At 63.0% G+C, this 20,376-nt stretch carries 24 protein-coding genes and 1 tRNA gene; 13 read left to right on the top strand and 12 right to left on the bottom strand.

All coding sequences use genetic code 11. From position 1 onward, the window contains the following. Nucleotides 1-29 precede the first annotated feature (29 nt). On the top strand, nucleotides 30-740 hold the full coding sequence (locus J3R84_RS18650; protein ID WP_025425476.1) for a helix-turn-helix transcriptional regulator: 711 nt from the start codon (nucleotides 30-32) through the stop codon (nucleotides 738-740). Nucleotides 741-822: 82 nt separating this feature from the next. Further along, the gene (locus tag J3R84_RS18645; protein WP_025425475.1) at nucleotides 823-1,194 is read left to right on the top strand and encodes a VOC family protein; all 372 of its coding nucleotides are present in this window, start codon (nucleotides 823-825) and stop codon (nucleotides 1,192-1,194) included. A gap of 80 nt (nucleotides 1,195-1,274) precedes the next feature. On the opposite strand, the gene J3R84_RS18640 is transcribed toward J3R84_RS18645, so the two are convergent. The 3 genes from J3R84_RS18640 to J3R84_RS18630 all read right to left on the bottom strand — a co-directional run bounded on the left by J3R84_RS18640 (nucleotide 1,275) and on the right by J3R84_RS18630 (nucleotide 3,231). Further along, nucleotides 1,275-1,412: a DUF1127 domain-containing protein gene (locus J3R84_RS18640; RefSeq protein WP_065784874.1), complete on the bottom strand. Its 138-nt coding sequence runs from the start codon at nucleotides 1,410-1,412 to the stop codon at nucleotides 1,275-1,277. 195 nt (nucleotides 1,413-1,607) lie between these two features. Then, nucleotides 1,608-2,462, bottom strand: coding sequence for a prephenate dehydratase (locus J3R84_RS18635; RefSeq protein ID WP_025425474.1), 855 nt, complete (start codon nucleotides 2,460-2,462; stop codon nucleotides 1,608-1,610). A gap of 13 nt (nucleotides 2,463-2,475) precedes the next feature. Further along, nucleotides 2,476-3,231, bottom strand: a complete 756-nt coding sequence (locus J3R84_RS18630) for a 3-deoxy-manno-octulosonate cytidylyltransferase (protein WP_025425473.1) — start codon at nucleotides 3,229-3,231, stop codon at nucleotides 2,476-2,478. Between the two features lie 156 nt (nucleotides 3,232-3,387). On the opposite strand from J3R84_RS18630, the gene J3R84_RS18625 reads away from it, so the two are divergent. After that, nucleotides 3,388-4,050, top strand: a complete 663-nt coding sequence (locus J3R84_RS18625; RefSeq protein ID WP_038575793.1) for a c-type cytochrome — start codon at nucleotides 3,388-3,390, stop codon at nucleotides 4,048-4,050. A gap of 81 nt (nucleotides 4,051-4,131) precedes the next feature. Here J3R84_RS18625 and J3R84_RS18620 read toward each other — a convergent pair whose 3' ends face one another. After that, nucleotides 4,132-5,076 carry an AEC family transporter gene (locus J3R84_RS18620; RefSeq protein ID WP_025425472.1) on the bottom strand — a complete coding sequence of 315 codons (945 nt, stop codon included), beginning with the start codon at nucleotides 5,074-5,076 and terminating at the stop codon, nucleotides 4,132-4,134. A gap of 163 nt (nucleotides 5,077-5,239) precedes the next feature. On the opposite strand from J3R84_RS18620, the gene J3R84_RS18615 reads away from it, so the two are divergent. From J3R84_RS18615 to J3R84_RS18600, 4 genes are all read left to right on the top strand, one after another. After that, nucleotides 5,240-5,512 (top strand): BON domain-containing protein, encoded by a 273-nt coding sequence (locus J3R84_RS18615; RefSeq protein WP_025425471.1) that lies wholly within the window; start codon nucleotides 5,240-5,242, stop codon nucleotides 5,510-5,512. A gap of 295 nt (nucleotides 5,513-5,807) precedes the next feature. Next, nucleotides 5,808-6,953, top strand: a complete 1,146-nt coding sequence (gene cml, locus J3R84_RS18610) for a CmlA/FloR family chloramphenicol efflux MFS transporter (RefSeq protein ID WP_064742367.1) — start codon at nucleotides 5,808-5,810, stop codon at nucleotides 6,951-6,953. Between the two features lie 184 nt (nucleotides 6,954-7,137). Next, on the top strand, nucleotides 7,138-7,929 hold the full coding sequence (locus J3R84_RS18605; protein ID WP_203527308.1) for a MerR family transcriptional regulator: 792 nt from the start codon (nucleotides 7,138-7,140) through the stop codon (nucleotides 7,927-7,929). A gap of 99 nt (nucleotides 7,930-8,028) precedes the next feature. Next, nucleotides 8,029-8,958: a YobF C-terminal domain-containing protein gene (locus J3R84_RS18600; RefSeq protein ID WP_025425468.1), complete on the top strand. Its 930-nt coding sequence runs from the start codon at nucleotides 8,029-8,031 to the stop codon at nucleotides 8,956-8,958. 56 nt (nucleotides 8,959-9,014) lie between these two features. Here the strand turns inward: J3R84_RS18600 and J3R84_RS18595 are convergent, their stop codons facing one another. The 4 genes from J3R84_RS18595 to J3R84_RS18580 form a co-directional block, all read right to left on the bottom strand. Further along, on the bottom strand, nucleotides 9,015-9,638 hold the full coding sequence (locus tag J3R84_RS18595; RefSeq protein WP_025425467.1) for a dihydrofolate reductase family protein: 624 nt from the start codon (nucleotides 9,636-9,638) through the stop codon (nucleotides 9,015-9,017). Between the two features lie 11 nt (nucleotides 9,639-9,649). Continuing rightward, nucleotides 9,650-10,129, bottom strand: a complete 480-nt coding sequence (locus J3R84_RS18590) for an SRPBCC family protein (RefSeq protein WP_025425466.1) — start codon at nucleotides 10,127-10,129, stop codon at nucleotides 9,650-9,652. A gap of 1 nt (nucleotide 10,130) precedes the next feature. After that, nucleotides 10,131-10,469 (bottom strand): ArsR/SmtB family transcription factor, encoded by a 339-nt coding sequence (locus tag J3R84_RS18585; protein WP_038576608.1) that lies wholly within the window; start codon nucleotides 10,467-10,469, stop codon nucleotides 10,131-10,133. A gap of 171 nt (nucleotides 10,470-10,640) precedes the next feature. Continuing rightward, nucleotides 10,641-10,730, bottom strand: a tRNA-Ser gene (locus J3R84_RS18580). Nucleotides 10,731-11,100: 370 nt separating this feature from the next. On the opposite strand from J3R84_RS18580, the gene J3R84_RS18575 reads away from it, so the two are divergent. The 3 genes from J3R84_RS18575 (at nucleotide 11,101) to J3R84_RS18565 (ending at nucleotide 13,458) form a co-directional block, all read left to right on the top strand. Further along, the gene (locus J3R84_RS18575) at nucleotides 11,101-11,418 is read left to right on the top strand and encodes a hypothetical protein (RefSeq protein WP_025425464.1); all 318 of its coding nucleotides are present in this window, start codon (nucleotides 11,101-11,103) and stop codon (nucleotides 11,416-11,418) included. A gap of 46 nt (nucleotides 11,419-11,464) precedes the next feature. Next, nucleotides 11,465-12,118 carry a peptide-methionine (S)-S-oxide reductase MsrA gene (gene msrA, locus J3R84_RS18570; RefSeq protein WP_025425463.1) on the top strand — a complete coding sequence of 218 codons (654 nt, stop codon included), beginning with the start codon at nucleotides 11,465-11,467 and terminating at the stop codon, nucleotides 12,116-12,118. Nucleotides 12,119-12,465: 347 nt separating this feature from the next. Next, nucleotides 12,466-13,458 carry a BMP family lipoprotein gene (locus J3R84_RS18565; RefSeq protein WP_025425462.1) on the top strand — a complete coding sequence of 331 codons (993 nt, stop codon included), beginning with the start codon at nucleotides 12,466-12,468 and terminating at the stop codon, nucleotides 13,456-13,458. A gap of 151 nt (nucleotides 13,459-13,609) precedes the next feature. On the opposite strand, the gene J3R84_RS18560 is transcribed toward J3R84_RS18565, so the two are convergent. Both J3R84_RS18560 and J3R84_RS18555 read right to left on the bottom strand, forming a co-directional pair. Next, nucleotides 13,610-13,819, bottom strand: a complete 210-nt coding sequence (locus J3R84_RS18560; RefSeq protein WP_025425461.1) for a SlyX family protein — start codon at nucleotides 13,817-13,819, stop codon at nucleotides 13,610-13,612. A gap of 200 nt (nucleotides 13,820-14,019) precedes the next feature. Then, nucleotides 14,020-14,757, bottom strand: a complete 738-nt coding sequence (locus tag J3R84_RS18555) for a sulfate transporter family protein (RefSeq protein ID WP_057204371.1) — start codon at nucleotides 14,755-14,757, stop codon at nucleotides 14,020-14,022. A gap of 326 nt (nucleotides 14,758-15,083) precedes the next feature. On the opposite strand from J3R84_RS18555, the gene J3R84_RS18550 reads away from it, so the two are divergent. From J3R84_RS18550 to J3R84_RS18540, 3 genes are read left to right on the top strand one after another with little or no spacing between them, the layout of a single operon-like run. Continuing rightward, the gene (locus J3R84_RS18550; protein ID WP_025425459.1) at nucleotides 15,084-16,445 is read left to right on the top strand and encodes an amidase; all 1,362 of its coding nucleotides are present in this window, start codon (nucleotides 15,084-15,086) and stop codon (nucleotides 16,443-16,445) included. Then, nucleotides 16,442-17,353: an ROK family protein gene (locus J3R84_RS18545; RefSeq protein ID WP_025425458.1), complete on the top strand. Its 912-nt coding sequence runs from the start codon at nucleotides 16,442-16,444 to the stop codon at nucleotides 17,351-17,353. Before J3R84_RS18550 ends, J3R84_RS18545 begins: the two co-directional genes overlap by 4 nt. After that, nucleotides 17,350-18,075, top strand: a complete 726-nt coding sequence (locus tag J3R84_RS18540) for a copper homeostasis protein CutC (protein WP_057204376.1) — start codon at nucleotides 17,350-17,352, stop codon at nucleotides 18,073-18,075. The genes J3R84_RS18545 and J3R84_RS18540 overlap by 4 nt, the downstream gene beginning before the upstream one ends. 102 nt (nucleotides 18,076-18,177) lie before the next feature. On the opposite strand, the gene nagA is transcribed toward J3R84_RS18540, so the two are convergent. Next, a complete protein-coding gene (nagA, locus tag J3R84_RS18535) occupies nucleotides 18,178-19,338 on the bottom strand; it encodes an N-acetylglucosamine-6-phosphate deacetylase (protein WP_025425456.1) in 1,161 nt (386 codons plus the stop codon). Further along, a complete protein-coding gene (locus J3R84_RS18530; RefSeq protein ID WP_025425455.1) occupies nucleotides 19,335-20,357 on the bottom strand; it encodes an SIS domain-containing protein in 1,023 nt (340 codons plus the stop codon). Before J3R84_RS18530 ends, nagA begins: the two co-directional genes overlap by 4 nt. Nucleotides 20,358-20,376 lie beyond the last annotated feature (19 nt).

The raw sequence follows: 20,376 nt of genomic DNA, 5'->3' as shown, positions 1-20,376 counted from the left end.
ACAGACCTGCCGATACGAGGAGACTTAAGGTGTCCCGCTCCGAACGGCTTCTCGACCTGCTGCAGGTTCTCAGACGCTACCGCCAGCCCGTCAGCGGACGGCGTCTGGCGGAGGAGACCGGCGTCAGCCTCAGAACGCTCTACCGCGATATCGCCAGCCTGCAGGCGCAGGGCGCCCATATCGAAGGCGAGCCGGGGCTCGGCTACATCCTGAAACCCGGCTTCATGCTGCCGCCAATGATGTTCTCGCAGGAGGAGATCGAGGCGCTGGTGCTCGGCTCACGCTGGGTGGCAAAACGCGCCGACACCCATCTGGCGGCGGCCGCCGCCGATGCGCTCGCCAAGATCGCCGCGGTGCTGCCGGCGGATCTGCGCGACGAGCTCGACGCCTCGACACTGCTCGTCGGGCCAAGCCCGCCGGTGGCCGACGGCATCGACATTGCATTGTTGCGCAAGGCGATACGCCACGAGCGCAAGCTCGACCTCGTCTATATCGACAACGACGGCAGCGAGACCCGCCGCACGGTCTGGCCGTTTGCCCTCGGCTTCTTCGAGAATGTTCGAGTTCTGGTTGCCTGGTGCGAGCTGCGCCAGGGCTTCAGGCATTTCCGGACCGACCGCATCAGGCAGGCTGACATGAGCGAGAGCCGCTATGCGCGCCGGCGGCAGGTGTTGCTTCGGGAATGGCGCACGACGCAGAATATTGCTGCGCCTGAAGGCAGGCGGGTCGGTTCGGCATAAGGCATAAAAACCGGAAATCGATGCTGACAGAAATTGGCAGTGGTGCGCGCTAATCTGCAACTCCCAAACAAGGAGACGGATTATGGCCAAGGCAAATCTCACTATTCTCTATGTCGAAGATCCGCTCGCAAGCGTCGAATTCTATCGCAAGCTGCTCGGCAAGGAGCCGCTCGTCTCCTTCCCGACCTTTTCGTCCTTCGAGCTGCAGGGCGGCTTCGTGCTCGGGCTTTGGGCACAGGATAAGGTGGCGCCACCACCGCCGTCGAAGACCGGCAGCCGCTCGGAATTGGCATTCATGGTGGAAAATGAGGAGGCGGTTCGCGCGCACTATGAAAAATGGAAGGACGCTGGCCTGCCGATTGCGCAGGAACTGACGAAGATGGATTTCGGACCGACCTTCGTGGCGCTTGACCCGGATGGACACCGCCTGCGCGTGTGCCTTTTTGACGAGTAGCGCCAGTTTGACGCGCGGCGCTGTAGTGCATTGCGCGTATCCCGCCAGCTTGGGTGGCGGGATACGGCGAATTGTGCTGATTAGCGGCCGTAAACGGCGGCCTGGATCTGCGAACGGGAAATACCGATATCGCTCAGGGCGTGGTCATCCAGCGAATTCAGCTCGCGGATCGCACGGCGCATTTTTGCATATTCAACGATCTTCTGACGGATCTTCATTTTTAACACTCCATATGTGAACGAGTGTCAAATAGGCATTTGCACATTGTTTAGGTACCGCCGCGATTGCAGATTAGGCATGCACCAGACGCGTAGCGAGTTAACGCATTGGTAAGCCTGATCTGCAGTGCGGCCGGAGCCGCCAGAGCGTCTCCGGTTTAGACGGGTCGTAGAAACGCTCTGTCTCTGAGATGCTTAAAGCACACCACGCATCGGATGCGCCTTGTAGGTGCCGAGAATGCGGACCTTCTCCGAGAAGAAGCGCAGCTCCTCCATCGCATGGCGCACCGACGTGTCGTCCGGATGACCTTCGATGTCGGCGTAGAACTGCGTGGCCACGAACTTGCCGCCGAGCTGGTAGCTCTCGAGCTTCGTCATGTTGATGCCGTTGGTGGCAAAGCCGCCCATCGCCTTGTAGAGCGCGGCCGGAATGTTGCGCACGTTGAACACAAAGGTGGTGATGATCAGTTCGTCATCGGCGCTGCGGGAGAGCATCTGCTCGTCACGCGACAGCACGACGAAGCGAGTCACGTTGCTTTCGGTGTCCTCGACATTTTCGGCAACGATCTCGAGGCCGTAGAGGTCGGCGGCAAGCCGCGGCGCGAGCGCCGCCATCGAGCGATCACCCTGCTCCGACACCAGCTTGGCGGCTCCTGCGGTATCGCCGGCAACCACCGGCTTCCAGCCATTGGCGCGCACGATCTTGCGGCACTGACCGAGCGCATGGATGTGGCTGTGAACGGTGCGGATTTCGTCGCGCGTCACGCCCGGCAGCACCATCAGCTGGAAGCGGATCGGCATGAAATATTCGCCGACGATATGCAGCCGCGATTCGGGTAGCAGGTGGTGGATGTCGGCAACACGGCCGGCGATGGTGTTTTCGATCGGGATCATCGCGAGATCCGCCTCGCCATTCTCGACCGCCACGAAGGCGTCTTCGAAGGTCTGGCAGGGAAGCGGCTCCATCGACGGAAACATGTCGCGGCAGGCCATGTCGGAATTGGCGCCGTAATCGCCCTGGAAGGAGATCCTGTTGGTCTTCGTGGTCACACTGTCTTCCTTCTCAGGCTTTTTCGGAAAGGATGCGGCGGGCTTTTTCGAGCTCGACCGGAGTGTCGACGCCGAGCGGTACGGTGTCGACGATTTCGACATCGATGCGCATGCCAGCTTCAAGCGCGCGCAATTGCTCAAGCGATTCGCGCTTTTCCAGCGTCGACGGCTTCAGAGCGACGAATTTTTCGAGCGCCTGGCGGCGGTAGGCATAAAGCCCGATGTGGTGGTAGAGCGGGCCCTGTCCGTAGGGCGCGGTCGCGCGGGTAAAATAGAGAGCGCGCAGGCGCGTCGCCGACAGCGGCGAGCCGACGATCTTGACGATGTTGGGGCTCTTCTTCTCTTCCTCGTCGGTGATCGCCACCGTCAAGGTGGCGATATCGGTCGAGGCATTTTCGACAAGCGGCCTCAGCGAGGCACGGATAGGAGCCGGCTCGATCGTCGGCAGATCGCCCTGCACGTTGATGACGAACTGCGCCTCACTGTCCGGATCGGCCTTCGACAGCGCCTCATAGATCCGGTCGGAACCGGACTGATGGTCGACCCGCGTCATGATCGCCTCGAAACCGGCGTCGCGCACGACATCGAAAACACGCGGGTCGTCGACGGCGACGACGACCCGTCCGACATCGGCTTCCGCCGCGCGCTTGGCAACCTGGACGATCATCGGCAGGCCGCAGATATCGGCGAGCGGCTTGCCCGGCAGACGCGTGGAGGCCATGCGCGCCGGAATGAGCACGATGGCTTTGCCTGAATTTTCGCGATTCATGATGTGGCCTTCAAAAACCCCGCCCAAAGTGTCAAAAAGTCTCAGTTGGGGGCCCATAATCTCTGTTGCAACGCAGAGCCAAAAGACATAGGTTCCGCGCGATTTCAAGATGGGCCGGGTTTTTGTTTACGCCGGTGGCAAAGGGAGCGTTTGCAGATGAACTCATATGTGAACATGGGCGTGGGTGCCTTTCTGGGTACGGTTTTCGTTCTGATGTCCGTATCCATTGCGTCGGAAGGCATTTTCCATTCCGAGGCTCCCGAGAAGGAAGGCTTCGCGATCGTTGCCGAAGAAGGCACGGCCGAAGCTGGCGGCGGCGCCCAGGAAGCGGCTGAAGTCGACATCAAGCCCTTGCTCCTCAAGGCAGACGCTGCAGCCGGCGGAACCGTGTTCAAGAAATGCGCAAGCTGTCACACCGTGGATAAGGGAGGGGCCAACAAGGTCGGCCCCAACCTGTGGGGTGTCGTCAACCGCCCGATCGCCTCGCACGAAGGTTTCAGCTACTCGGCTGGCATGAAGACCTTCTCCGAAGGCAGCAAGGTCGTCTGGGACTACGACCACCTCAGCTTCTTCATCGAAGCGCCGAAGAAGCACGTTCCGGGCACCGCTATGGGCTTTGCCGGCGTGAAGAAGCCTGACGAACGCGCCAACCTGATCGCATATCTCCGCGAACAGGCCGATGCTCCGGCCGCTCTCCCGGATGCAGCGGCCGCAGAAGCTGCTCCGGCTGCCGCTACCGAAGGTGCTGCCGAGAAGCCGGCCGAAGCGCCCGCAACGGAAGCCAAGCCGGCCGAAGGCCAGGCTGCGCCGGCTCAATAAGCCCCAAGCTCCGTTACGATCGAATTTCGCAAAGCCCGGCCATCGCGCCGGGCTTTTTGCTGTCTTCACCGGACCCGCCGGTCACATCAGGATGTAGGCCCAGACCGAAACGCTGGCGACACCCAGCGCTGTGGTCAGCGTGATGGTCGAGGACGCCAGCGCATGGCCGACGTTGAAATGATTGGCGATCAGCCATGCGTTGACGCCGGTCGGCACCGCCGAGGTCAGCACAAGCGCGGTCGTCCAGTTGTCGTTGAGGCCGAGCAGGTGGCAGGCGGCAAAGACGACGCCCGGCAGAACCACAAGCTTCAACAGGCTCGTCACCGTCGCCAGCCCGAGATTGCCGACAAGACCATATTTGTCGAGCGCCATGCCGATCGAAACCAGCGCCGCCGGCGCGGCAATGGCGGCAAGCTGATCGACGACGCTCTTGACCGGACCGTCGAGCGGCTGGCCAAGCAGATGGAAAGCGGCACCGAAGGCAAGGCCTATGACCAGCGGATTGCGCAGCAGGTTGCGGGCAACGCCGCCCAGGAGCTTCAGCGGGCTTTGGCCCGGCTTGCCGCTTACCCTGCGTTCGGCGCGCTCCATCAGCACGGTGCCCGCGATCATCATCACCGGCAGGTGCACCGACAGCAGGATCGACAGCGCGACGATCCCCTCCTCGCCGACGATGCGCGAGACCAGCGGCAAGCCGATGAAGACGGTGTTGGCGAAGGCCGAGGAAACACCGGCCAGCACGCCCATGCGCGCATCGCGGCCAAAGGCGAGCGTCGCCGCCAGATGGCCGATGGTCCAGGTGACGGCGACGCCTGAGAAATAGGCAACCCAGAGCGGCCAGGGCGAGCCGTCCTTGAAATCCGCCTCGGCGATTGTGCGAAACAGGAGAACAGGCACCGCGACGCGGAAAACGAAATCACCGAGCGCGTCGCCAACGGTCGGTTTCAGGTAGCCGAGCCTGACGATCAGCCAACCGGTGAGGATCAGGATGAAGATGGGCAGAACATTCTGGAAAATATCGGACATGCGTGAGCCTTGGGAACGGTCCGATAGAGATAGACCCGTTCCGGCGACCGCCGCAAGGTTGCAGGACCGGATCCACGCCCCTGACGAAGCCGTCGACCAAGGTAAAAAAGACCGGAACATTCGCTTGTCCGGGGCGTTCCCGAACAGCAGTGGGAAAACGACCATGCCAACAGAAAAGCCCATCTACTCCCATAAGGACGACGATCCTCATCTGAAGGATGACGATCTGGCGGGCAAGGTTCTGCGCTTCATCCGCTACGCCACCTTCGTCGACACCACCGATATCTCAGTGATCGTGCTCGGCGAAATGGTCGTGCTGTCGGGCCAGGTCCCAAGCGATTCCGATGTTGCCTGCGCCGGCGACGCGGCGAGATCGGTAATCGGCGTCACCAGCGTCGAGAACCGCCTGACGGTGAAGCCGGGCAAACATTCATGATCTGCTTGCTTGACCGCAAGCGGTTGTTGTTGGCAGCTTGGGCTGGTAAATGGAGACGGCGCCAACCACAACGCGCGCGATTTCCTATGGAGACCGGAATGGGGACGCCTGAGTCAGCAACCAAGTAAGCCGCAACAACACTCCCAATCGTTGTTGCGGCGTCTGTCCGGTCATTTCACACTACCGATAAGAAGGCAGAGCGCCGCTGAATGTCATTCATTTGAGCGGATGTTCAATCGTGCCCAATCATAAATCATCAACCTGGAACTATTCAGTGCCGGCAGCGCTGTTGCTGATGGCCCCCTTCGACATTCTCGCCTCCCTGGCGATGGATATCTATCTGCCGGTCGTGCCTGTCATGCCGGGCATTCTCGCCACGACGCCAGCGATCATCCAGCTGACGTTAAGCCTCTACATGACCATTCTCGGCGTCGGCCAGATCGTCTTCGGGCCCATCTCCGATCGCATCGGTCGGCGTCCGGTCGTCATCTGTGGGGCGCTGCTGTTTGCGGTCGCATCGCTGCTGATGGCCGCCACCGTGTCGGCCCCCGCCTTCCTCGCCCTTCGCCTGCTGCAGGCGATCGGCGCCTCGGCAGCGCTCGTTGCCACCTTTGCCACTGTCCGCGATGTCTATGCAGACCGGCCCGAAGGCGTGACCATCTACGGCCTCTTCAGCGCGATGCTCGCCTTCGTGCCGGCCCTCGGCCCGATCGCCGGCGCGCTGCTTGCCGATCGCTTCGGCTGGCGGGCGATCTTCCTGGCACTCGGCCTACTCGCCATCGCGGCCATGGCGAATGCGATACCGCGATGGCGGGAAACCAGGCCAACCGGCACCGAAGGCGAGAGAAGATCCTTCGGCCCGATCCTGCGCAACGGAGCGTTCTGGACCTACACGCTCGGCTTCAGCGCCGCGATGGCCTCGTTCTTCGTGTTCTTCTCGACAGCACCACGCGTGCTCATCGATCGAGCTGATTATTCCGAACTCGCCTTCAGCCTGGTCTTTGCGACGGCGGCCCTTGTGATGATCGTCACGACCCGTTTTGCCAAACGCTTCGTGGCGCTCTGGGGCATCACCGGCAGCCTTGCCCGCGGGATGGCGCTGCTCATCCTCGGCGCGGTGCTGCTCGTCGTCGGCCAGAGCGTCGCCGCACCGTCGTTCTGGACCTTCATCCTGCCGATGTGGGTCATCGCCGTCGGCATCGTCTTCACCGGTTCGGTCACCCCCAATGGAGCCCTCCAGGCTTTCGGCCATGTGGCAGGAACGGCGGTCGCGCTCTACTTCTGCATTCAGAGCCTGATTGTCGGGGTGCTCGGCACCCTGGCTGTGGTTCTGCTTGGTGGAGATACCGCATTTCCATTAGCCGGCTATTCAATGACAATGGCGATCGTCACGCTGGTCGCGCTCGGTGTGCTGGCGAGGCAACGCCCGGCGGAAGCCTGATCCGATGAACCTGCCACAGGGCGTATCGACCATCTCGGCACGCCCTGCGGCACCCCTTGTTTACCCCCCGACAGCGCTGGCAAAGCGAATGCGAGTACAAGGCGTGCACATCGACAACGATTGCCTCTTGACCTCGCCCCAGGGGCAAGCCTCACAGTCAGATCCATGAGCGAATCTTATCTCCTTGCGGGCCGTTTTGGCGCCGCCACACGACTGTCACCAAAGGCGGCGGCTTTATGCCGAGCAGGGCCTGCTGGTGCCCGCCTATACCGATCCGACGACGGGCTATCGCTACTATGCGCCGGAGCAGGCCGCCCGGGCACGGCTTATCGCGCGCCTTCGACGCCTTGGCCTGTCGGTGGCGCGCGTCGCGCAATTGGTGGAACTGGATGCGCAGAGCCGCCTTATCGAATTGCGGTCCTGGCTGGACGCTCAAAACGAGCGGCTGAGCGAGCAGACCGAGCTGGTGGAGGCGATCGCGCGGCAGACGGACGGCGGTGATGCCGACCTAATCTCGGCGATTGCCGTACGCGAGGTGGCAGCCTGCAAGCTGATCTCCTGCCAACGTCAGCTCGATATCGAGGCGCTTGATGCATTCCTGGCAACCGCCCAGGCGGAGATCCGTGGTTACCTGCGCCATTGCGGGATTGCCAGCGACGGCGCCATGACCGTGCATTTCCATGAAACCGTTAGCCGCGACAGCGAGGGACTGGTGGAAGTCGCCATCGCCTATGAAGGCGGCATCGAGCCGGTCGACGACCTGCGCATCCGCCTTCAGGCCGCGCGGCGAGAGGTCTTTCTGCCGGTGCCGGCGGCTTGTGAAAACTTCCCGCTGATCTTGCGCGTCTACGACGCCATCGAAACCTGGCTGGATGCGCGAACCGACATCAACAGCAGCGGCAGCCCCTACGAAATCTACCCCGGCAGCAACGGCGCGTCCTTCGATGTCGCCTACCCCATAATGTTTCCGTCTTAGGCGGAATCAGAACCACTCTATCTCTTTGTTTTATCCGCATTTCCTGACGGAAGACCGCTCCGTACTTTTCCTGGAAATGCTCTAACAGGACAGACGATCATGATGCATTTCGCCTATACGGGCTCCGGCCCCTATTGCTACGCCAACTCTTTCGCAATGATGTTCGGCGCGCAGGCCCCCTCCACCGCGGTGATCGAATTTGCCACCAGCAGTCCGTTCGGCATGCAACTGCTCGGCGGCACCCTGCCGTTCTTCGACCCCTATGGCTGGGATCCGGAAGCCGGCTCTGAAGGCGCGCTTGCGGCGCTCGGCTGGACATCGACGCTCAGCAAGGGCGGCGATGCGGACGACGCGCTTTCCCGCCTGCGCGCAGCCCTCAAGGACGGACCGGTCTGGATCGGCCCCATCGAGATGGGGCATCTGCGCCACCAGCCGGGCATGAACGGACCGATCGACGCCGACCATTACGTCGTGGTGCTCGACATGGACGAGGACAGCGTGCTGATGCACGACCCGCAGGGCTACCCCTATGCGCGCCTGCCGCTCGCCAACTTCATGGCCGCCTGGCGCGCAGACACGCTGAGTTATGGTGACGCCTACACCATGCGGACCGACTTTGTCCGTATCGCCGAGATATCGGAAATCGAGACGATACGGGCGTCGATCCCGGCCGCCATCCACTGGCTGTCGATGGAGACGGACCTGCCCGTTCCTCCCGGAACCCTCGGCAATGCCGAAGCAGCCGAAACGCTCGCCGCGCGCGTCGCGACCGGTTGCGACAAGAACTTGCGCGCGCATCTGGTCCACTTCGCCATCCGGACCGGCGCCCGCCGCGCGGCCGACGCGGCCGCCTGCCTCGCACGGGCGGGTTACAACGAGGCGGCCCGCATTGCCGATGAACAGGCACGGCTCATCGGAGCGCTGCAGTATCCGCTGGTGGTGCGCAAGGACGCAGTCGCGGCGGCCACCTTGCGGGCACTCGCCCCGACCTATGACCGGATGAAGACCGCGCTGGAGCACGGTTGCTGATCTGCGATCGACCGCCGCTCGGGCCGTCGGCGCGGCCGGAGCGGCGGGACACGCGGTTATACGAGCAGTTCGGAAAAACTGCTTGCCCGTTCCGCGTTCTCACGCTTGAGCGGTTCGTAGTGCAGGCCGACCACGCCATTCTCGTAGGTGTCCGTGCCCATCAGCCGCAGATCATATCTGTCGGGAAGCTCATCGAACCAGGCGGCACCCGGGGACGTGACGGGATAGACGAAGAAGTGGAAGATATCGACGAGGCCGAGACCGATGACCGTCTGGGCCAGGCTGGCGCCGCCGGAAAGGTGAATATCGCCACCGGCGCGCGCCTTCAGATCCAGGAGATAGGCTGCCAGCAATTCGTCATCGTGGGCAACGACCTGCTCGACATTGTTCCATTCGGTCAGCGTCTGGCGTCCCGAGCGCGAGAAGACCAGTTTGCGATAGTCGTGCATCCTCCGCGCCATCTTGCGGTTGGTTTCGGTTCCCACGTCCTCCGACAGGGCGCCCGGCCAGTAGGATGCCATTTCCTCGTAGGTCACGCGGCCGACGAGTACGGTGTCATAGGTGGCGTAGAGCCGGTCGATCGCCCGATATTGGTCGTCGCCGACGCTACCGAGCCAGGCCAGCGGATCGTCGAGGCGACCGTTGAGCGTCGTCATCATCTGCAGGACAATCTTGCGCATGTCGACCTCCTCTACTGGGTTCTGCCCTCCACGAGCCGGGCAAGCTGCGCGATGACCGTGCCCCAGCCATCGTGAAAACCCATCTCCTCGTGCATGTTTCGGTCGGCGTTGCTCTTGTGCATGACGTGGGCGGCATAGTCCGTGCCCTCAGGATGATCCTTGAGTGTGATGATCGCCGTCATGAAAGGGTTTTCGGCCGGGCGCCACCCCGCGACCAGCGAATTGGTAAAGACAATGCGCTGGATGTCGTCGACCGCCAGAAAGCACGCATCCAGATGCGGCGTGAACGCACCGCCGCCTTCGCTGATCCTTGTGACGAAGGCGCCGCCCGGCCGCAGGCCCATATCGACCACCTGGCATCTGGCCGGCGCCGGAACCCACCATTGCTCGAAGCTGGCGGGATCGGTCCATGCATTCCAGATCGTCGGCCGCGGCGCCTTGATCAGGCGCGATATCGTCAGGTCGAGATCGGGGTTGTGAGATCGGATCATGTCATTTCTCCTTGTTCTCAGCTGATATCACGAACTGTTCAAGCCGATCGGTGCGGCCTTCCCAAAGGGCGCGCTGCTCCGACATCCACGCTTCGATGGCGGCAAACCGGCTCTTCTCGATGGTGCAGGTGCGCACCCGGCCCTGCTTCTCGGTGCGGATCAGGCCGCTGCCTTCGAGAAAATGGATGTGTTTCATGAACGACGGTAGCGCCATGTCGAACGGCTCTGCCAGATCGCTGATGCTGGCTGGCCCTCGACCGAGCCTCGCCAGCACGGAGCGCCTCGTGGGGTCGGCCAGGGCCTGAAAAATTCCGTCCAAAGGGCTCGAATACTGTTCCATAAGGCTAAGTATCATGACGAAACACTTAGCGCAACGGCTAACTGTTTGCCCTCCGCCGGCGACGCACCAACACCCGCGCAAGCTCCGCGCACATCAATGATCTGGGTCAGCGCACAAGGTTGCGACTAGCGACGGCTGAGTACGATGAAAAATTAACCCTTGGTGAAGAAATGGCGGACAGAGAGGGATTCGAACCCTCGATACGCTTTCACGTATACACGCGTTCCAGGCGTGCGCCTTCAACCACTCGGCCACCTGTCCATCCGTCAACAGCCGATGGTCATGCGGCTGGATGGGAAGGGCAAGGCCCTTCGTGTCATCCGGCGCGAACCGGCGGACGGGCGGGATATATACCGATGATTTGCGCGGGATCAACTGCTTTCTGACAGATTGTTGACATCTTATGAAACTTGGCAGCGAACGGCTGCCATTGCGCTTGTCGAACACGGGGCCTATCTCTTGCGGCAGAGTTGTTCGGCGCCTCCTTTCGAAGGCCGCCGGAACGTTGCACCATCCCGGATTGCCACGTTCTCCCCTCGCGCCGGCTTTGCCCTCAAGCAGGGGAACTGATGCCGTAAGACGGGAGCGACGGTTCGATCTGGGGCGATAGAGTTTGAGAAATGAGGGACCGATGCGCTTCGTGCTGCGACTGGCGAGCTTTGTGGTGCTGCTTGCGGCCGTCCTTGCGGGGGCTGTCGATGCCATCCAGTCCGTCGCAGCCTCCGAGCTGGTGATGACGTCGCTCGGCGACGATCTCGAAGCGCTTGGCCCCGACACCGCTAGCTGGGTGCTGTTCGCGCAGCGGACGGATACCGGGCCGATCCTCTGGCACACGGTGCTGCACTGGTTCTTTACGCAGCCGGCGTTTGCGGTGCTCGCCCTTCTCGCCCTCCTCCTGTGGATGGCCGGATACAAGAAGCGGCCGGCGGCCGGCCGTTTCGCTGCCTGATCATCGCGGGGTGCTCATCCCGCGTCGACCGACAAGGAGTTTCGTGATGTTCCTGATCGACATGTTCAACAAGAAGACCATCATGCCCGACGCGCAGACGGCACTGCGCGGGCGCGAGGACGCCATTCCGACCGCCGCCACGCATTTCGTCTCGGGACACCCGCTGAAGGGCCCCTACCCGGAAGGCATGGAAAAGATCCTGCTCGGCATGGGATGCTTCTGGGGCGCGGAGCGGCTGCTCTGGAATAAGCCGGGCGTGTATGTCACCGCGGCCGGCTATTCCGGCGGCATGACGCCGAACCCGACCTACCAGGAAACCACCACGGGACTGACCGGCCACACCGAGGTGGTGCTGGTGGTCTACGATCCGGAGGTGGTTCCGTTGTCGAGCCTGCTCAAGACCTTTTTCGAGGAACACGACCCGACCCAGGGCATGCGTCAGGGCAACGATATCGGCACGACCTATCGCTCCGCCATCTATGTCTATGACGACGCGCAGCTGAAGGAAGCGAAGGCCGCGCGCGATGCCTTCCAGGCGGCGCTGAAGAGATCGGGCCACACCGGCAAGATCACCACCGAGATCGCGAAGGCCGGCCCGTTGTATTTTGCCGAGGACTACCACCAGCAGTATCTGGCGAAGAACCCTGTTGGTTATTGCGCCCTGCGTGGCACCGGCGTCAGCTGCCCGATCGGCGCCTAGGGCCTATCGCGATCAGCGGGATCCGCCTGCTGCGTTTCAGGCTTTCGCTTTTGCGCATGTCGCGCACAACCCACTGTATACTCTTGCGCGATATGCTCTTGGCCTTTTACATGCTGCTGGTGTCCACCCCCCGCGCTAAAAGGTCAAGCGAACCGGCATTTTAACCCTGCTTGTGAATGCCGGTCGACATTTTTACCATCCGAAAAATTTTGAGTGTTTTTTTGCCGTGACCGTGCAAGGATGCGGCCACCCTAGCCCCCACGAGAGGGGTGGGTTCCGCAGACAGGTTCCATCCGGGGCCCGCGGGAGGACCCGATAAAGATCAATAGCGACAACAGGGCTGCACGATGAAAAAAACCATTCTCGGTCTCTTTGCCTTTTCCATGATGTCCGCGACGGCTCTGGCCGCCGACATCAAGCCGGCCATCATTTACGATCTGGGCGGCAAGTTCGACAAATCGTTCAACGAAGCCGCTTATAACGGCGCCGAAAAGTTCAAAACCGAATCGGGCGTCGAATACCGCGAATTCGAAATCGCCAACGATGCACAGCGCGAGCAGGCCCTGCGCCGCTTCGCCAGCGACGGCAACAACCCGATCGTCATGGCCGGCTTCAACTGGGCGGCACCGCTCGAAAAGATTGCCGGCGAATATCCGGACACCAAGTTCGCGATCATCGACATGGTGCTCGACAAGCCGAACGTGAAGTCGATCGTGTTCAAGGAACAGGAAGGCTCCTACCTCGTCGGCGTGCTCGCTGGTCTCGCTTCGAAGTCGAAGACCGTCAGCTTCGTCGGTGGCATGGACGTGCCGCTCATCCACAAGTTCGCCTGCGGCTATGTCGGCGGCGCGAAGTCGACCGGCGCTGACGTGAAGGTTCTCGAAGCCTACACCGGCACGACACCGGACGCCTGGAACGACCCGGTCAAGGGCGGCGAAATTGCCAAGTCGCAGATGGACCAGGGTTCGGACGTGGTCTACCACGCAGCCGGCGGCACGGGCGTTGGCGTCCTGCAGGCCGCTGCAGATGCCGGAAAGCTCGGCATCGGCGTCGACTCCAACCAGAACGGACTGCAGCCGGGCAAGGTTCTGACCTCGATGCTGAAGCGCGTCGACGTCGCCGTCTACGAAGCCTTCACTGCTGCCAAGAACGACAAGTTCGAGTTCGGCATCTCCAATCTCGGCCTCAAGGAAGATGGCGTCGGCTACTCGCTCGACGACAACAACAAGGCTCTGATCACCCCGGAAATGCTCGATGCGGTCGAGAAGGTGAAAGCCGAGATCATCGCCGGCAAGGTCCAGGTGCACGACTACATGAGCGACGAAGCCTGCCCCTACTAAGGGCTTCCGCCTGAAAATGAGAAAGGCCGCCGTTCGCTAGAACCGGCGGCCTTTTTATTTCCCTGTCCTGCGGAGCCATTGAGCCGCGCCATCTCCCTGGCTTTGCGCATTTCCTGACGCAAAGCCGCTTCGCACTTTTCCTGGAAAAGCTCTAGTAATGCGGCGGCCGGGTGATCGGAGGCGCATCGATCGATTGCTCCTCGAGGCTGAGGAAGCGTTCCGTCAGCCGGTCGAGCTTTGCTCGGGTCTGTTCGACCACTTTCCATTGCTCGGCAAGTTGGTCGGAAAGCTCTTCGATCGTCTTGGCCTGGTGAGCCACCGTCTCTTCAAGGCGGGTGACCCGGTCTTCGGCGTTGTTCATTTCAGCTGCTCCGTCCTGTCGCGGCCATCCCGGCGGGCGACGCCTGCAGCGCCGTACGTCTTCAGACGCACAAAGGTCGCTGTATCACTCTGAATAGCTGCATGTCGGTATTCCTAAATCGAACAAGATTAAGGAAACATGCAGCGGGGGATTTGCCGGCAGATTGGCCAGCGGATGTCCGCTGTCAAGCAGATTGCGTCTCAGGGCCTGGCCGTGGCCCCTCGCGTCAGCGAAAATCCCGGATCGCTTGCCGACAGCCTCTTGTGCAGGTGCACCATCATGCCGGCGGCAAAGAGCGGCGTCAGCAGGTTGAGCAGCGGTACGGCGAGAAACGCCGCAAGGATCAACCCGGCCAGGAACACGGTCGAGCGGTGCTTGGCGCGGAAAAGCCGCGCCTCCGCCGGCGACCGGTAGCGCATGGCGGCAAACTCGAAGAACTCCCGCCCCAGCAGGTAACCGTTGACGAGGAAGAAGGCGATCAGGTTGACGCCGGGCACGAGCAGCAGGAACAGCGCCAATATGTTGCCGAGAATGACGACGCCGAGGAACTTGGCGGAGCCGGCAATCGCCTCTCCGAGCGGCAAGGGCCTGCCCGCCGGCTCGCTCGGATAGTCGCGCGCCTCGACCACGTCCGCGACATCGTCAAGGAAGAAGCCGGCGATCAGCGCCGTCACCGGCGCTAGCAGCAGGGCCAGGGCCAGCGCCAGCCCGAGGCTCGCGAAGATGCCGAGCACGAAGGTGAGCCAACCCGCCCAGGCGGGCGTGCCAGGCATCAACGCATCGAGCCATGGCAAAGCAAGCCAGATGAAGAGTTCGCGCAGGCCGAACCACAGTGCTGCGAGCGCCAGAAGCGTCAGGCCGAGCACTTTCCAGAACACCGAACGGGTCTCCGGTGCAAAGAGATTGGCAAAAGAAAGCCGCGCCGCGTCCAATATCATCAAATCTCTCCAGTGCCGGGCAGGGTTCGATGAGGCATGTAGGCAAACGCCTTCGTATCGACAAGGCAGGACGGCCGGCATCATCTGCTTTCGGCAAAATTCCTGCGGCGAAGACGGACGAACCATGGCAAACGCCACGGGGAGCGATATGGTAGAGCTTGTTGCACAAAACTGTGCAGGGGTTTTGCGCGACATGCGCAAGAACAACGACTTAATGCGCAGTCAGCGAATCCTGGAGATCGCGACACGCTTTAGATCAAAAGCCTGCCCACGCGGGCCAACGGAAGGACGAGCTGCCGCTGGCGGCAGGCGGACAAGGGGAGACCATGACCAGACAGAAAACGCTCGCCGGGCTTTCGGTACTCGTCCAGGAAGGCAAGCTCGACCCGGTCACGCTTGCAGAGCAAACACTTGCCGGCATCGCGGCGCACGGCGATCAGTCGATCTTTGTCGGCATCACCCGCGAACGCGCGCTTAAGGAGGCCTCGGCGGCCTCCGCCCGGCTTCGTGCGGGCCGATCGCTCGGCCTGCTCGATGGTCTTCCGGTCGCCTGGAAGGATCTCTTCGACGTCAAGGGCAGCGTGACGACCGCGGGTTCCGCGGTCCTGCGGGACACCCCGCCTGCTGGCAGTGACGCCGCCGTGGTCGGCGCGGTTGCCGGTGCCGGCATGGTCAGCGTCGGGCGAACCAACATGAGCGAGTTCGCCTTCTCCGGCCTCGGCATCAATCCGCATTACGGCACGCCGCACAACCCGGCCTCGACCGATGTCGAGCGCATCCCCGGCGGCTCCTCGTCGGGCGCGGCGGCGGCGGTCGCGGCCGGTCTCGTGCCCGCGGCAATCGGTACCGATACTGGCGGCTCCGTCCGAATCCCGGCGGCCATGACCGGCATCATCGGCTACAAAGCGACGCGCGGCCGCTATTCGATGAAGGGCGTCTTCCCGCTCGCCGAAAGCCTCGATTCGCTCGGGCCTCTCTGTCATACGGTGCAGGATGCGGTCTGGCTCGACGCCGCCATGCATGGACTGACCGCACCGGTGGTTCGCCGCGGCGCGATCGCCGGCCTCTCGATCGTCATCCCCGAAACCATCGTCTTCGACGAGGCGGAAAACGAAGTCGTCGAAGCCTTCGAGGATGCGGTCAAGCGGCTGGAAAAGGCCGGCGCCACGGTCACCCGCCGCGCCTTTCCGACGTTCAAGGCGGTGTTCGATCTGATGGCGCGCCACGGCGCGCTCGTCACCGCCGAAGCCTTCGCACTTCACCGGGAGCGCCTGGCAGGCTCCGAGGCCGAACGCATCGATCCGCGTGTCGTCGCGCGCACCAGGCTCGGCGAGAAGATCACCATGCCTGACTATATCGCGCTTCTCGATGCGCGCGACCAGCTGATCCATGAAACGGTCGAGAGCCTGAAGCCGGGCGAACTCATCGTCCATCCGACATTGCCGCATGTCGCGCCGCCGTTGGCGCCGTTGCTGGCCGACGACGAGCTGTTCTTCAAGACCAACGCCACGACGCTGCGCAACACGCTCATCGGCAACTTCCTCGATTTCTGCGGCATCTCGATCCCCTGCGGCACCGGTGCCGGCGAAATGCCCGTGGGCCTGCAGTTGGCTGCACCGCACCATCAGGACGACCGGTTGCTCTCGATCGCACTTGCCGCCGAAGCCGTGATCCGGGGAGAGGCATGATCGTCTGTTTCGATATCGGCGGATCGGCGATCAAGGGGGCGATCGTGCATTCGCGCGAACGGATCTTTCCGCTGCCGCGCCGCACGACGCCGCTCAACAATTTCCGCCAGTTCGTCCAAACGCTCGAATCCGTGCTCGACGAAGCCGGCGGCCACCCGGAATGCGTGGCGATCTCGATTACCGGCGTCATCGACCCGGAGACGCGCCGGATCAAATGCGCCAACATCCCCTGCATCGACGGCCGCGAACTGGTGGCCGAGCTCGAGCGCGAGCTGCACCTGCCGATCAAGATCGCCAATGACGCCGACTGTTTCGCCCTTGCCGAAGCGGGCGCCGGCGCCGGCCGGGGTCACCGCATCGTCTTCGGGGCGATCCTCGGCACCGGTGTCGGCGGCGGCTTGGTGGTCGACGGCCAGTTGATCAACGCCGACGGCGGCTTTGCCGGCGAATGGGGACATGGACCGGCACTTGCCGCGGAAGCGGGTGAACCGCCGATCGCCATCCCCGCCTATGCCTGCGGCTGCGGCCAGCGGCGCTGCGTCGACACGGTCGGCGGCGCGCGCGGGCTCGAACGACTGCACGACACCGTGCACGGCAAGACCATGTCGAGCCATGAGATCATCGAGGCGTGGCTCAAGGGCGACACGGAAGCGAAACGCACCGTCGAGATTCTTGTCGATCTCGTCAGCTCACCGCTGGCGCTCGTCATCAACACCACGGGAGCGACGATCGTACCTGTCGGCGGCGGTCTTTCCAACGTTGAACCGCTGCTTGAGGGGATCGATCTGGCGGTTCGTAGCCGGATTCTGCGGCAGTTCAAACGGCCGCTCGTCGTGCGCGGCGAGTGTCAGGTCGAGCCCGGCCTGATCGGCGCAGCCCTGCTCGGCCTTGGAGGAGAAAAGGCATGAATGGCATCGGACTTGAGGTTTGCGTCGACGACGCCGACGGGCTTGCCGCGGCGATCGAGGGCGGGGCGGACCGGATCGAACTCTGCGCAGCACTTTCCGTCGGCGGGCTGACGCCGACCGCCGGGTTGATGGCACTCGCCGGGCCGCCACGGGTACCCGTCTATGTCATGGTCCGGCCGCGGCCGGGCGACTTCGTCTTTGGCGCCGCCGATCTCGACATGATGCGCCGCGATATCGATGCGGTGCGCGATGCCGGACTTGCCGGCGTCGTTCTCGGTGCGTCGCTTACCGATGGCCAGCTCGATGCGCCCATGCTCCGAAAACTGACGGGCCATGCCGCAGGCCTCGGCCTCACCTTGCACCGCGCCTTCGACCTGGTGCCAGATTTCAAGGACGCAATCGAACTTGCGGTTGAACTCGGCTTTGAGCGGATCCTGACATCCGGAGGCGCGAGGAGCGCGCCACAGGCCATCGAGAAGCTGGCGGAGCTTGTCGAGCTGGCAGGTGGGCGGCTTTCGATCATGCCTGGTTCCGGCGTGACGCTTGAAACCGTCGATGCGCTGCTTGCCCGACTGCCCGTCACGGAAGTGCATTCATCCTGCTCGATCCGTGAGCCGGCTCATGATCGGCGACTGGTCGAGATGGGCTTCGTGACCGAGGATCGGCGCCGCACGGATGTGGCGACCGTTCAGGCGATGAAAGCGCGGCTTTCGGCGGGGTAGGACGTTCGCGCGTCGGATCTTCGCCACGCTTTCAGTTCACGCTAAAGAAAGGCCCGACGATCACTCCGATCGTCGGGCCTCAATTTTTCGATAGATCGGTGATCAGGCTGCGTAGACCTGGTTGCCGCCAATCCAAGTCGATCCCATGGCGAGTTCTGATGTCAGAAGCACGAAATCCGCATCTGCCCCGGGCAGAACACGGCCCTTGTGCGAGGAGATGCCCATGGCGTCGGCGGGATAGGCCGATGCCATGCGAAGGGCTTCCTCGACCGGTAGGCCGAGCTTTTCGTGCACGAAGCGCACCGACGAGAGCATGTCGATATCGGCGCCGGCAAGCGTGCCGTCGGCGAGCGTCAGACGACCGCCGTGGCGCAGGATCTCGCGGCCATTGAGCTCGAAGCTCGTCATGTCCGTTCCAATCGGCGACATCGCGTCGGTCACCAGGAAGATCTGGCCCGGGCCGGTCTTGGCCCGCAGCGCCACACCCATCGAGGCGGGGTCGACATGGTAGCCGTCGGCGATCAGGCCCGCGTGCAGGGTGCCTGTCGCAAGGGCTGCACCGACGACGCCAGGCTCGCGATGACCGAGACCGCTCATGGCGTTGAACAGATGCGTCACCGTCTTCGCCCCTGCCTTGGCATAGGACACGGCGGTCTCATAGCCGACATCCGTATGGCCGAGGCTGACGATGGCGCCGGCGTCGGCAAGGGCTCGAACCTGCTCTTTGGTCGCATTTTCCGGTGCGACCGTGACCATGAGGGTGCCGAGCGCCCTGGCGCAGTCGAGCATCTCCTTGAGGTCGGCGTCATCCATCGGTCGGATCAGCGCTGGATCGTGCGCGCCCTTTCGTGCGACCGAAAGATGCGGACCTTCCAGATGCAGGCCGAGGAAGCCGGGCACGCCGGCCGCCTTGGCCTGAAGGCCGGCGGCGATCGTTGCCGTGCGGACTTCGCGCGTATCGGTGATCAGCGTCGGCAGAAGTGCGGTCGTACCGAACTTCGCATGGGCCGAACAGATCTGGCGGATGCTTTCCAGCGTCGGCTGCGCGTTGAGAAGCGCCCCGCCGCCGCCGTTGACCTGCAGGTCGATGAAGCCGGGCACCAGCAGCAGGCCGTGGGCATCGACGATCGTGGCACCGGCCGGCAGATCGCCGGCTGCCACGATGGCCTTGACACGACCCGCCTCGATCAAGAGAGCGGCGCCGTCATGCCATTCGATACCATCGAACAGGCGGGCGCCGATGATTGCCTTCTTCTCGGTCATCTCGTCTCCGTTACCTTCTTGAGGCTTGCCGGTGCGTCGGGATTGAGACCGCGCGAGCGCGACCAGGCTTCGACGAAGCCATAGAACGGCAGGATCAGGGTCAGCGCGTCGGTGATCGGGTGTCCCGTCTCGACGAACGGCAGGCGCTTGGCCTTGCCGGCGCGGTTCGACGTCACATGGACCACGGCGCCCTTCTCGGCCATGCCGTCGGCGATCTCGGCGACGGACCCTTCGGCCGCATCGCGCGCCGCAAGCGTCAGCACCGGGAACTTGGCGCCGACAAGCGCCACCGGTCCATGCAGCACTTCGGCGGCCGAATAGGCTTCCGCATGCATGCCCGAAGTTTCCTTGAACTTCAGCGCCGCTTCGCTGGCGATCGCCAGCGCCGGGCCACGGCCAAGCACGTAGAGCGATTCGGCCTCGCCGAGATCGGCGGCGAACTCATGCCAATCCAGCTTCACCGCCTTGGCGAACTGGTTCGGCAGATCGGCCACGGCGCGCTGCAACGCCGCGTCGCCGGTCCATTCGCCGAGAACGGCAAGGCCGGCGACGATGGAGTTGACATAGGACTTGGTTGCAGCAACGGCGATTTCCGGGCCGGCGAGAATGTCGAGCGGATGGGTGCATGCCTTCGAGATCGGTGACGGCAGGGTGTTGGTAAGTGCGATTGATACGGCGCCGGCATCGGTTGCGGCCTGGGCCATCGCGACGATATCCGGGCTCTTGCCCGATTGCGAAATCGCAATTGCCGCCGCGCCACCGAGCTTCAGCTTGGCGCCATAGATCGACGCGAGCGACGGCCCGAGCGAAGCGACCGGTCGACCGGCCTGCAGCTCGATCGCATATTTCAGGAACAGGGCGGCATGGTCCGAAGAACCGCGCGCGATCGTCACCAGGAAAGCCGGGTCCTTGGCGCGCAGCGCTGCGCCGGCCTGCTTCAGGGCCTCGGAAGAATGCTCGAGCAGTCGGGCCGCCGCTTCGGGGATCTCGTCGATTTCTCGGCGCATGTTGGTCTGCATGGTCAATTCCTTTCTTGCG

The sequence above is a fragment of the Ensifer canadensis genome, assembly GCF_017488845.2.
Classification (GTDB): domain Bacteria; phylum Pseudomonadota; class Alphaproteobacteria; order Rhizobiales; family Rhizobiaceae; genus Ensifer; species Ensifer canadensis.
This window is presented reverse-complemented; position numbering and strand designations above follow the sequence as displayed.